The sequence below is a fragment of the Pseudomonas reidholzensis genome (genome assembly GCF_900536025.1).
Classification (GTDB): domain Bacteria; phylum Pseudomonadota; class Gammaproteobacteria; order Pseudomonadales; family Pseudomonadaceae; genus Aquipseudomonas; species Aquipseudomonas reidholzensis.
Genome location: NZ_UNOZ01000036.1, coordinates 22,167 through 34,370, shown reverse-complemented (window position 1 = coordinate 34,370; position 12,204 = coordinate 22,167). Strand labels below are relative to the sequence as shown.

At 62.5% G+C, this 12,204-nt stretch carries 11 protein-coding genes and 1 rRNA gene; 7 read left to right on the top strand and 5 right to left on the bottom strand.

Features of this window, described 5'->3' with window-relative positions:
- The 3 genes from CCOS865_RS25345 to aptA form a co-directional block, all read right to left on the bottom strand.
- A 16S ribosomal RNA gene (locus tag CCOS865_RS25345) occupies positions 1-722 on the bottom strand; the annotation flags it as partial.
- A 568-nt stretch (positions 723-1,290) separates the two neighbouring features.
- Positions 1,291-2,784 (bottom strand): CoA-acylating methylmalonate-semialdehyde dehydrogenase, encoded by a 1,494-nt coding sequence (locus CCOS865_RS25340; RefSeq protein WP_119146052.1) that lies wholly within the window; start codon positions 2,782-2,784, stop codon positions 1,291-1,293.
- Between the two features lie 69 nt (positions 2,785-2,853).
- Positions 2,854-4,200, bottom strand: coding sequence for an omega-aminotransferase AptA (aptA, locus tag CCOS865_RS25335; RefSeq protein WP_119146050.1), 1,347 nt, complete (start codon positions 4,198-4,200; stop codon positions 2,854-2,856).
- 119 nt (positions 4,201-4,319) lie between these two features.
- Here aptA and CCOS865_RS25330 point away from each other — a divergent pair, with 119 nt between their 5' ends.
- The 3 genes from CCOS865_RS25330 (at position 4,320) to CCOS865_RS25320 (ending at position 6,566) form a co-directional block, all read left to right on the top strand.
- Positions 4,320-5,237, top strand: a complete 918-nt coding sequence (locus CCOS865_RS25330) for a LysR family transcriptional regulator (RefSeq protein WP_119146048.1) — start codon at positions 4,320-4,322, stop codon at positions 5,235-5,237.
- A gap of 72 nt (positions 5,238-5,309) precedes the next feature.
- Entirely contained in the window at positions 5,310-5,972 is a 663-nt protein-coding gene (locus CCOS865_RS25325; protein WP_119146046.1) for a TetR/AcrR family transcriptional regulator, read from the top strand.
- 9 nt (positions 5,973-5,981) lie between these two features.
- The gene (locus CCOS865_RS25320) at positions 5,982-6,566 is read left to right on the top strand and encodes an IMPACT family protein (RefSeq protein WP_119146044.1); all 585 of its coding nucleotides are present in this window, start codon (positions 5,982-5,984) and stop codon (positions 6,564-6,566) included.
- Between the two features lie 252 nt (positions 6,567-6,818).
- Here the strand turns inward: CCOS865_RS25320 and CCOS865_RS25315 are convergent, their stop codons facing one another.
- Positions 6,819-7,277: a hypothetical protein gene (locus tag CCOS865_RS25315; RefSeq protein ID WP_119146042.1), complete on the bottom strand. Its 459-nt coding sequence runs from the start codon at positions 7,275-7,277 to the stop codon at positions 6,819-6,821.
- Between the two features lie 89 nt (positions 7,278-7,366).
- Here CCOS865_RS25315 and CCOS865_RS25310 point away from each other — a divergent pair, with 89 nt between their 5' ends.
- The 4 genes from CCOS865_RS25310 (at position 7,367) to CCOS865_RS25295 (ending at position 10,931) form a co-directional block, all read left to right on the top strand.
- Positions 7,367-7,744 (top strand): MerR family transcriptional regulator, encoded by a 378-nt coding sequence (locus CCOS865_RS25310; RefSeq protein WP_119146040.1) that lies wholly within the window; start codon positions 7,367-7,369, stop codon positions 7,742-7,744.
- Entirely contained in the window at positions 7,741-8,427 is a 687-nt protein-coding gene (locus tag CCOS865_RS25305) for an SDR family oxidoreductase (protein WP_119146038.1), read from the top strand. The genes CCOS865_RS25310 and CCOS865_RS25305 overlap by 4 nt, the downstream gene beginning before the upstream one ends.
- Before the next feature lie 120 nt (positions 8,428-8,547).
- Positions 8,548-9,903 (top strand): 8-oxoguanine deaminase, encoded by a 1,356-nt coding sequence (locus CCOS865_RS25300; RefSeq protein ID WP_119146036.1) that lies wholly within the window; start codon positions 8,548-8,550, stop codon positions 9,901-9,903.
- A gap of 80 nt (positions 9,904-9,983) precedes the next feature.
- Complete coding sequence (locus CCOS865_RS25295; RefSeq protein WP_119146034.1) at positions 9,984-10,931, top strand: adenosine deaminase; 948 nt, start codon at positions 9,984-9,986, stop codon at positions 10,929-10,931.
- Between the two features lie 29 nt (positions 10,932-10,960).
- On the opposite strand, the gene CCOS865_RS25290 is transcribed toward CCOS865_RS25295, so the two are convergent.
- Positions 10,961-11,677 (bottom strand): ArsR/SmtB family transcription factor, encoded by a 717-nt coding sequence (locus tag CCOS865_RS25290; protein WP_119146032.1) that lies wholly within the window; start codon positions 11,675-11,677, stop codon positions 10,961-10,963.
- Positions 11,678-12,204: the final 527 nt, after the last annotated feature.

Here is a 12,204-nt window from a genome sequence, read left to right as displayed (position 1 = left end):
TCGCCACTGGTGTTCCTTCCTATATCTACGCATTTCACCGCTACACAGGAAATTCCACCACCCTCTACTGTACTCTAGCTTGCCAGTTTTGGATGCAGTTCCCAGGTTGAGCCCGGGGCTTTCACATCCAACTTAACAAACCACCTACGCGCGCTTTACGCCCAGTAATTCCGATTAACGCTTGCACCCTCTGTATTACCGCGGCTGCTGGCACAGAGTTAGCCGGTGCTTATTCTGTCGGTAACGTCAAAGCAGCAAGGTATTAACCAACTGCCCTTCCTCCCAACTTAAAGTGCTTTACAATCCGAAGACCTTCTTCACACACGCGGCATGGCTGGATCAGGCTTTCGCCCATTGTCCAATATTCCCCACTGCTGCCTCCCGTAGGAGTCTGGACCGTGTCTCAGTTCCAGTGTGACTGATCATCCTCTCAGACCAGTTACGGATCGTCGCCTTGGTGAGCCATTACCTCACCAACTAGCTAATCCGACCTAGGCTCATCTGATAGCGCAAGGCCCGAAGGTCCCCTGCTTTCTCCCGTAGGACGTATGCGGTATTAGCGTTCCTTTCGAAACGTTGTCCCCCACTACCAGGCAGATTCCTAGGCATTACTCACCCGTCCGCCGCTGAATCGAAGAGCAAGCTCTTCTCATCCGCTCGACTTGCATGTGTTAGGCCTGCCGCCAGCGTTCAATCTGAGCCATGATCAAACTCTTCAGTTCAATACTGCTTGGGTTTTTAAGAAACCCTAAACTTGGCTCAGCAATCTCAAATGACTACTATGATTTCTCATGTGGCCACTTGTGATGCTGATAATCTTGGCGACTATCAAACCATACTCACAAGCACCCACACGAATTGCTTGATTCAATTTGTTAAAGAGCGGTTGGTTAAGAACTTTTCGTCTCAACCGAGGCGCGCATTCTACGCTTTCCTCAGAGCCTGTCAAGCGTTTATTTTGAAGTTTTCTGCGAGAATCTCGTTCAACTTCAAACACTTGGCTCGCTGCGATCTCTCGTAGCGGGAGGCGAATTCTACAGCGTTACAACCTGCTGTCAACTGCCTTTTTTCACCGCTGCCGATCAGACGACCGAAGCACCTCCATACTGCCTGAAACTTCTAACTCATTGAAACTCAAGGAGTTTTCCGTTCCAACTACGCTGGAAGTGGGGCGCATTATAAGGGGATCTGAGAGGGCGTCAATCGTTAATTTCATTAAACCGTCATATCCCTGAAAAAACACAGCGGGGAGGCCTTTCGGCCTGACCGCTCATGCCTGCTGCTCTCTATTTAGAGGCTAGGGAAGGCGAACTGCGATGCCTCATGGCTCTTGCGCTGCGGCCAGCGCTGGGTAATCGCCTTGCGCCGGGTATAGAAGCGCACACCATCCGGGCCGTACGCGTGCAGGTCGCCGAACAGCGAACGCTTCCAGCCGCCGAAGCTGTGGTAGGCCACCGGCACCGGTAAAGGCACGTTGACGCCGACCATGCCCACTTCGATCTCGTCACAGAACAGCCGCGCCGCTTCACCGTCACGGGTAAAGATGCAGGTGCCGTTGCCGTATTCATGGTCGTTGATCAGCTGCATCGCCTGCTCCAGGCTGTTGACGCGCACCACGCAGAGCACCGGGCCGAAGATCTCTTCTTTATAGATGCGCATTTCAGGCGTGACGTTGTCGAACAGCGTACCGCCCACGAAGTAGCCATCTTCGTTACCGGAAACCCGGTAGCCACGGCCATCGACCACCAGCTTGGCACCGGCGGCGACGCCGTCATCTATATAGCCAACCACTTTGTCACGCGCAGCAGCGGTAACCAGCGGGCCCATGTCCAGGCCACACGAAGTGCCGGCACCGATCTTCAGCGCCTTGATCTGCGGCTCGAGCTTGGCGATCAGCGCATCAGCGGCCTGGTCACCCACGCACACCGCGACCGAGATCGCCATGCAACGCTCGCCACAGGAACCATACGCAGCCCCCATCAGCGCGCTGACGGCGTTGTCCAGGTCGGCATCCGGCATCACCACCGCGTGGTTCTTCGCCCCCCCCAGGGCTTGCACGCGCTTGCCGCGCTTGGTGCCTTCGGCATAGATGTACTCAGCGATCGGGGTCGAGCCGACAAAGCTCAAGGCCTTGACCTCTGGCGCCTCGATCAGAGCATCGACCGCTTCCTTGTCACCGTGCACGACGTTGAGGATCCCCTTCGGCAGGCCGGCTTCGAGCAGCAGCTGGGCGATGTACAGGGTCGAGCTCGGGTCGCGCTCCGAAGGCTTGAGGATGAAGGCGTTGCCGCAGGCGATGGCCAGCGGGTACATCCACAGCGGCACCATGGCCGGGAAGTTGAACGGGGTGATCCCGGCAACCACGCCCAGCGGCTGGAAATCCGACCAGGCATCGATGTTCGGGCCGACATTGCGGCTGTACTCGCCTTTGAGCACTTCCGGGGCGGCGCAGGCGAACTCGACGTTCTCGATACCACGCTTGAGCTCGCCCGCAGCGTCTTCGAGGGTCTTGCCGTGCTCTTCGCTGATCATCTGCGAGATCTTCGCTTCGTTCTGCTCGAGCAACTGCTTGAAGCGGAACATGACCTGGGCACGCTTGGCCGGTGGCGTGTTGCGCCAGGCCGGGAAGGCCGCCTTGGCCGAGTCGATGGCCTCCTGGACGGTGGCGCGGCTGGCCAGTTCGACCTTGCGCACGGCCTGGCCGGTCGACGGGTTGAAGACATCGGCGGTGCGCTCGCCTTTGGAAACCAGTTCACCGTTGATCAGGTGCTGAACAATGCTCATGCATAACTCCAGAAACAGGAAGGAGGGATCAGGCGTGCCACTGCACGCCTGCCGTCAAGGTCGGAAAGGTCAGTCGATCTGGTTCAGGGTCTCGCCCACCGCGTCGAACAGGCGATCGAGCTCCTGCGGCTGGGTGTTGAAGGTCGGCCCGAACTGCAGGGTGTCGCCGCCGTAACGTACATAGAAACCCTTCTGCCAAAGCTTCATGGCCACTTCATACGGCCGCACGATGGCATCACCGTCGCGCGCAGCGATCTGGATGGCACCGGCCAGGCCGTAGTTGCGGATGTCGACGATGTTCTTGGTGCCTTTGACACCGTGCAGCAACTTCTCGAAGTGCGGCGACAGCTCGGCGGCCGACTGCACGAGGTTTTCCTTCTGCAGCAGGTCCAGCGCGGCGATACCGGCGGCGCACGCCACCGGGTGGGCCGAGTAGGTGTAGCCATGGGGGAATTCCACGGCGTACTCCGGCGTCGGCTGGTTCATGAAGGTCTGGTAGATCTCGCTGCTGGCAACGACCGCGCCCATCGGGATGGCGCCGTTGGTCACCTGCTTGGCGATGCACATCAGGTCCGGGGTCACGCCGAACGCTTCGGCACCGGTCATGGCGCCCATGCGGCCGAAACCGGTGATCACTTCGTCGAAGATCAGCAGGATGTTGTGCTGCGTGCAGATCTCGCGCAGACGCTTGAGGTACCCCTTCGGCGGAGGCAGTACACCGGCCGACCCGGCCAGCGGCTCGACGATCACGGCAGCGATGTTCGAGGCGTCATGCAGCTCGATCAGCTTGAGCATCTCGTCGGCCAGGGCTATCCCGCCCTCCTCCGGCAAGCCTTTGGAGAAAGCGTTGACCGGCAGTACGGTGTGCGGCAGGTGATCGACGTCGAGCAACTGGCCGAACATCTTGCGGTTGCCATTGACGCCGCCAAGGCTGGTACCGGCGATGTTGACGCCATGGTAGCCACGCGCACGGCCGATCATCTTGGTCTTGGTCGCCTGGCCTTTCAGGCGCCAGTAGGCGCGCACCATCTTCAGCGCCGTGTCGGCGCACTCGGAGCCGGAGTTGGTGAAGAACACATGGTTCAAGTCACCTGGGGTCAGGTCGGTGATCTTTTCCGCCAGCTGGAAGGACAGCGGATGGCCGTACTGGAACGCTGGCGAGTAGTCGAGCACGCCAACCTGGCGCGCGACCGCTTCGCTGATTTCCTTGCGGGTGTGCCCGGCGCCGCAAGTCCACAGCCCCGACAGCGCGTCGAAGATCCGCCGGCCCTTGTCGTCGACCAGGTAGCTGCCATCGGCGGCGACGATCAGGCGGGGGTCACGCTGGAAATTACGGTTGGCGGTGTACGGCATCCAGTGGGCATCCAGCTTCAGCTGGCTGGCGATGCCGGTGGTTGCGGTTTCGGGCATGTTCATCGGGCGGTTCCTCGGAAGACGAATAGGCAGCGATGGATGTTGTTGCAGCTAAATTGTCACGGCGATAAAGTCTGAAAAAGCCTACTTTTCTAATCTTCAGTTAGCAGCGGACTAAACTAATGAGCCGACGCCCCGACCCCCTCGCCCAGGTCAGCGATTTTGATATCCGCCTGCTGAAGATCTACCGCAGCGTGGTGGAGTGCGGCGGCTTCTCTGCCGCGGAAAACGTCCTCGGCATCGGCCGCTCGGCGATCAGCCAGCAGATGAGCGACCTTGAGCAGCGCCTGGGCTTGCGCCTGTGCCAACGGGGCCGCGCTGGCTTCTCGCTGACCGAAGAAGGCCGCGACGTCTACCACTCCGCGTTGCAACTGCTCAGCGCGCTGGAAACCTTCCGCACCGAAGTCAACGGCCTGCACCAGCACTTGCGCGGCGAGCTCAACATCGGCCTCACCGACAACCTGGTGACCCTGCCGCACATGCGCATCACCCATGCCCTGGCCGAACTCAAGGACCGCGGGCCCGACGTGCGGATCCAGATCCGCATGATCGCCCCGAGCCAGGTGGAACAAGGCGTGCTCGACGGCAGCCTGCACGTCGGCGTGGTGCCGCAGACCAGCCCACTGTCAGGCCTGGAATACCAGCCGCTGTACAGTGAGCGTTCGCTGCTGTACTGCGCGGTCGGGCATCCGCTGTTCTATGCCGACGACCAGCAGATCGACGATGACCGGCTGAACAGCCAGGACGCGATTGCGCCGACCTTCCGCCTGCCGGCCGAGGTCCAGGCGCATTACCAGGCCCTGCATTGCACCGCGAGCGCCTCGGACCGCGAGGGTATGGCGTTTCTCATCCTGACCGGGCGCTACATCGGCTACCTGCCGGATCATTACGCTGCCCTGTGGGTCCAGCAGGGCCGACTTCGTGCCCTGAAACCGGCGCAACGCCACTATGAGCTGAGCCTGAGTTGGGTGACGCGCAAGGGCCGGCGGCCCAACCTGGTGCTGGAAAGCTTCCTGGAAAGCCTGGCGGCAACGCGCTAAAGGCTTGTCACTTCGCCACAGGCAGGTAATCTGTCCGACAATCCGTTGCCTCAGACCCGTCCGGAATCGTCCATGACCCTAGAAGTCCCTGCGCATCGCCTCTCCGCCTCAGGCAAGCCCGCTGGCCGCATCCGCCAGAAGAACGAACAGGCCATTATCCAGGCCGCCGAGGACGAGTTCGCCCGCCACGGCTTCAAGGGCACCAGCATGAACACCATCGCCCTAAAGGCCGGGTTGCCCAAGGCCAACCTGCACTATTACTTCACCAACAAGCTCGGCCTGTACATCGCCGTGCTGAGCAATATCATCGAGCTCTGGGACAGCACCTTCAACGCCCTCAGCGTCGACGACGAGCCGGGGCCGGCGCTCAGCCAGTACATCCGCACCAAGATGGAGTTCTCCCGGCGCAACCCGCAGGCGTCGCGGATCTTCGCGATGGAAGTGATCAGCGGCGGCCAGTGCCTGAGCGAGTATTTCAGTGCCGACTACCGCGAATGGTTCCGCGGCCGTGCCGCGGTGTTCCAGGCCTGGATCGCCGCCGGCAAGATGGACCCGGTCGACCCCGTGCACCTGATCTTCCTGCTGTGGGGCAGCACGCAGCACTATGCCGACTTCTCCACCCAGATCTGCCAGGTCACCGGCCGCAGCCGCCTGACCAAGCAAGACATGGAAGACGCCAGCAGCAACCTTATCCACATCATTCTCAAAGGCTGCGGCATCACTCCGCCCGCCTGACCCGGACCTATGCCATCTACCCTGCTCGACCTCTGCGAATTTCGCGAGGAGATCCGCAAGAGCCGCTTCATCACCCTCGCCGGCCCGATCAGCAGCGCCGCCGAGGCGATGAGCTTCATCGAGCGCCACAGTGACCTGGCCGCCACTCACAATTGCTGGGCGTGGAAGCTCGGCGGCCAGTACCGCAGCAACGACGACGGCGAACCCGGCGGCACCGCCGGCCGGCCGATCCTGGCCGCGATCGAGGCGCAGGATTGCGACCAGGTGGTGGTGTTGGTGATCCGTTGGTACGGCGGCATCCAGCTGGGCACCGGCGGCTTGGCCAGGGCCTATGGAGGCGGCGCCAACAAATGCCTGCAGCAGGCGCCCAAGCGTTTGCTGGTGCAGCGCAGCGAGTACCGCTGCAGCTGTACCTTCAGTGAACTGGCCTTGCTCAAGTTGCGCCTGGCCGAGGTCGACGGTCTGGTGCTCGACGAGCAGTTCACCGCCAACGGCGTCGACCTCCAGTTGGCGCTGGGCGCCGCCCACCTGGAGCCCCTGCAACGGCAGTTGGCCGACCTCAGCCGCGGCAGAATCCTCCTCGAAGCGCTCTGACCCCTTTGCCCACAACTACTGTGGGCCTGCCTGTGGATAAGCTTGGGGCACTCTCGTGCAGCCCACGAATATCAAGGCCCAGAGCGGATTGAGCATATTTTGATCACATTTTCATGACGGCTGTGGAAATGACCCAATTTCAGTAAGTTATCCCCAATCTGCAGGGCTGCAAGGCACCGACGGCGGTCAAACACGCGGTTGTACGCTTGCACACAGATACTGTGGACGAGCTTGTGGATAACCCGTGCGCTGTCATGGCTGAAGCTGAGGCCGCAAGCCTTCGGCCGAAGTGATCATTTTTTGATCAGCCAACTCCGCCGCCTTGACCGGCCACAATTGCACCACCGCCCACAGCACCTCCATCACCAGCACGACCCAGACCAGTTGCGTGGCGCCATGCCACAGCGCATAGCCCTGCCAGCTGGCAAACAGGATGCGCCCGGCGGCATCGTAGCGGCCGAAGCGCTGCTGGGGGTCACGGATGCGCAGCCATGCCCACACGCAGACGATCGAGCCCATCAGGTTGGCCATCATCATCTGCACAGGGCCAAAAGCGGAGATCTCGCCGCCCAGCGCCCACTGCTGATGCAACCCCGCGAGCAGGCCATGCAACAGGGCAAAACTCCACGGCGTGGCGAAAGCGACCGTTATCAACAGGTCATAGACGCCGCTTGCGCGAACCAGCTTGCGATACCCGCCTGTACTCCACATGTTGCTGCTCCTGGCAATTCAATCGAGTCGCCAGGCTAAAGCCTGGAGTATGCTCCAAGGTCAAGCCCGTGTTCTGTAAGGAAAGTCCGATGCGCATCGGCGAACTCGCCCAAGCCTGTGCTGTAAGCCGCGATACCTTGCGCTTTTATGAACAGCGCGGGCTGATCCGCGCCCAGCGCAGCGCCAACGGCTATCGCCACTATCCCGGCGATACGGTGCAACTGGTGATGTTCATCCGCACCGCTCAACGGCTGGGCTTCAGCCTTGGCGAAATCGGCAGCAACGTCGAACAGCTATGGCAGGCCGCCGACCCCGACCAGGCCGTAGTGGCGCTGCTGCACGACAAACTGGCGCTGGTCGAACAACGCCTGGATGAGTTGCAGCAGTTGCGCGGCGAACTCCGCGAGCGGCTTTCACTGGCCTGCCCCCTACGCCCCTCCCCCACACTGCAAGGAGTATCGAAATGACCACCGACAAGACTGCTCTGATCATTGGTGCCTCGCGCGGCCTCGGCCTTGGCCTGGTGCAGCGCCTGCATGAAGATGGCTGGAGGATCATCGCCACGGTGCGCAACGCCCAGGCGCCTGGTGAGTTGGGCAAGCTCGATGGAGTACAGGTCGAAACACTGGAAATGAACGACACCCAACAACTCGATGCCTTGCAGCAACGCCTGAACGGCCAGGTGCTCGACCTGCTGTTCGTCAACGCGGGCGTCATGGGCCCACTGCCGCAGGACCTGGAAGGGGTAGCCACTCAGGACATCGGCGAGCTGTTCATGACCAACGCCGTGGCGCCGATCCGGGTGGCCCGACGCCTCGCGGGGCAATTGCGCGAAGGCAGCGGCGTGCTGGCCTTCATGAGCTCGATCCTGGGCAGCGTGACCATCCCTGATGGTGCAGAGATCCCGCTGTACAAGGCCAGCAAGGCAGCGCTGAACTCGATGATCAACAGCTTCGTGGTCGACCTGCAGCGCCCCGACCTCAGCGTGCTGGCCATGCACCCGGGTTGGGTAAAGACCGCCATGGGCGGCGAAAACGCCGAAATCGATGTGCTCACCAGCACCCGCGGCATGCTCGAGCAGATCAAGGCTCAGGCCGGCAAGGGCGGCCTGCGCTTCATCAACTACAAGGGCGAAACGCTGACCTGGTGAATTGAAAGCTGCGGGGCGAGGCAGTAGACTCGATGCCTCGCCCTCGCGGCGAACCTGGATCAGCAGACAGGGCAAAACTGAGCTGGCTTACCTGAACCCACTTTCAGAGGAGCCGGCACCATGCCTGCGACCCGTACCTGGTTGAAATCCCCCCTTGCCATCTTCACTGCCAACGATGCCGACGCGCGCGGCGGCCTGGTGATCGAAGACGGCCGCATCAGCCAACTCCTGGCCCTTGGCGAAAGCCCCAGCACACCGTGCGATCAGGTCTTCGATGCCCGTGAGCACGTCGTCCTGCCCGGCCTGATCAACACCCATCACCACTTCTACCAGACCCTCACCCGCGCCTGGGCGCCGGTGGTCAACCAGCCGCTGTTTCCCTGGTTGAAAACCCTCTACCCGGTATGGGCGCGCCTGACCCCGGCCAAGCTCGAGCTGGCCAGCCAAGTGGCCTTGGCCGAGCTGCTGCTGTCGGGCTGCACCACCGCCGCCGACCATCATTACCTGTTCCCGCAGGGCCTGGACAACGCCATCGACGTGCAAGTCGAAGCCGTGCGCACGCTGGGCATGCGCGCGATGCTCACCCGCGGCTCGATGAGCCTGGGTGAAGACGACGGCGGCCTGCCGCCGCAGCAGACGGTGCAGCAGGGTGAAGTGATCCTGGCCGACAGCCAGCGACTTATCCACAGCTACCACGAACGCGGCGACGGCGCGCAGATCCAGATCGCCCTGGCACCCTGCTCACCGTTTTCAGTCACGCCCGAGATCATGCGCGCCAGCGCCGACCTGGCCAATGAGCTCGATGTGCGCCTGCACACGCACCTGGCCGAAACCCTCGACGAAGAAGACTTCTGCCTGCAGCGCTTCGGCCTGCGCACGGTCGATTACCTGGACAGCGTAGGCTGGCTGGGGCCGCGCACGTGGCTGGCGCACGGTATCCACTTCAACCCCGACGAAATCGCCCGGCTCGGCGCCGCCGGCACCGGCATCTGCCATTGCCCCAGTTCCAACATGCGCCTCGCCTCGGGCATTTGCCCGACCGTCGACCTGGAAAACGCCGGCGCAACGGTGGGCCTGGGCGTCGATGGCTCGGCCTCCAACGATGCTTCGAACATGATCCTCGAAGCGCGCCAGGCCCTGTACCTGCAGCGCCTGCGCTACGGCGCCGAGCAGATCACCCCGGAACGCGCCCTGGGTTGGGCCACGCGCGGTTCGGCGCGCCTGCTCGGGCGCAGCGACATTGGCCAGCTGGCAGTCGGCAAACAAGCCGACCTGGCGCTGTTCAAGCTCGATGAACTGCGCTTCTCCGGCAGCCACGATCCGCTGTCAGCGCTGCTGCTGTGCGGCGCCGACCGCGCCGATCGGGTCATGGTCGGCGGCCGCTGGCGGGTCATCGATGGCCAGATCGAAGGGCTGGACGTGCAGGGTCTGATCGCCAATCACCGTCAGGCCGCGGCGCAACTGATCGCCGGTTGATATCACCGGGCCAGACCGGGCGCATTGACCGGCCTGGCCCTGTAGAATGACGGCAACCGTTCCTGATCGAGATTAGACACATGTACGACTGGCTGAATGCCCTGCCCAAGGCGGAGCTGCACATGCACCTGGAAGGCTCACTGGAGCCCGAGTTGCTGTTTGCCCTGGCCGAACGCAACAAGATCGCCCTGCCCTGGGCCGATGTGGAAACCCTGCGCGGCGCCTACGCGTTCAACAACCTGCAGGAGTTTCTCGACCTGTACTATCAGGGCGCCGACGTGTTGCGCACCGAGCAGGACTTCTACGACCTGACCTGGGCCTACCTGCAACGCTGCAAGGCGCAGAACGTCATCCACACCGAGCCGTTCTTCGACCCGCAAACCCATACCGACCGCGGCATCCCCTTCGAGGTGGTGCTCGGTGGCCTGAGCCAGGCGCTCAAGGACGGCCGCGAGCAACTGGGCATCAGCAGCGGGCTGATCCTCAGCTTCCTGCGTCACCTGAGTGAAGAAGAGGCGCAGAAGACCCTCGACCAGGCCCTGCCGTTTCGCGATGCGTTCATTGCCGTCGGCCTCGACAGCTCCGAAAAAGGTCACCCGCCGAGCAAGTTCCAGCGCGTCTTCGACCGCGCCCGCAGCGAAGGCTTTGCGGCCGTTGCCCACGCGGGTGAAGAAGGCCCGCCCGAATACATCTGGGAAGCCCTCGACCTGCTCAAGATCAAGCGTATCGACCACGGCGTACGGGCCATCGAGGATGAGCGGCTGATGCAACGCATCATCGACGAGCAGATCCCGCTGACGGTCTGCCCGCTGTCCAACACCAAGCTCTGTGTGTTCGATCACATGAGCCAGCACAACATTCTCGAGATGCTCGAACGCGGGGTGAAGGTGACGGTCAACTCGGACGACCCGGCCTACTTCGGTGGCTATGTCACTGAAAACTTCCACGCCCTGCACACCCACCTCGGCATGACCCAGGACCAGGCCCGTCGCCTGGCGCAGAACAGCCTGGATGCACGCCTGGTCTGAGGCTTTCAGCGCACCGCGTTGCAGCCAGGCTAACCGACCTGCAACGCCGGTTCAGCGCGGGCGATACGGTTGATCTGCTGGATCCCCACCGGCGAAATCTGCAGCGCCCGCGAACCCTCCTGCTCCTGCAGCCAACCCGACTGCAGGAACAGCGTAAGCAGCGCCTGCCCCAGGCTACCGCCCAGGTGGGGGCCCTGGTCGCTCCAGCCGTTACAGTGACAGATGACGCACTTGCTCTGCTGACACTGCGCAAACGCTTCGACATAGACGCCGATGGCCGCGAGCTGTGCGCGGCCTTCCTGGCTGACCCGCAACTGCCGGTCATGACCCTCCAGCCACCCGGCTGCGATCAACCGCTGGTGCAGTTCGGCCGCCAGTTCACCGCCCAGATGATCCCCGCAACGCCGAGCCCGGCGCATCGACAGCGGCACCTGCAACGGTTTTACCTGCGGGACGGACTGGCGAATGTCATTCAGGCGCAAGCTGGCCAGCGCCTCCACCGCCGCGCCCACCTCGGGGGTGGCCAGGCGGAAATAACGTTTGCGCCCCCGCGCCTCGAGCCTTAACAGGCCGGCTGACGACAACAGGGAAAGATGCGCGCAGGCCGACGACGAGCTCACCCCGGTCATCACCGCCAGTTCATCGGCGGGGCGCGGCGTGCCGTCGATCAGCGCCCACAACATGGCACTGCGCTTGGGGTCGGCCATCAGGCCGGCGATCTGGCTGATACTGCTCACTGCTGGCATAACCTTTAACTCCCTGCAAGATCACGTCTGGTTTCGATGGCCAGGCCTGCCAGCGCGGTGTCGGCGGCGGGATTGACGGAAGCCATCACCTGCCGCGCCCTGACGGGGAAATCTCTCTCGCTGGCGCTGGCCGCCGGTGCCAGTATAAGCCGCTCGAGGTCGTGCGCCCCGTCCTCGAACGGGCTCCTGGGCCCGCCAAACACCTTGGGTATGCCGCCCCTCGGCAGTCATCACGCACAGGGAAACGGGTCACCGTTTGCCCAATGATCGCCATAGACCCACGATTTAGAGGCCTTTGGCCACAGAGGGAGGTGTTTTGCTCAGAGAACGCCGAGGACTCGGCCGACAGCCCACTTCATCAAGTACGGCAAACAAAAGCGAAGCGTCTGCCTGACAGCGTGGGCCGCTGCCCGCGGATACACAGCACCGAAAAACGATCGACACGACCGTCAGTCAGGAGACGACCACAGGCCATGGCGGTCATCTGGAGCAGCGCTAAACTGGAGCCGCTCCCGTCCTCTTGAGGA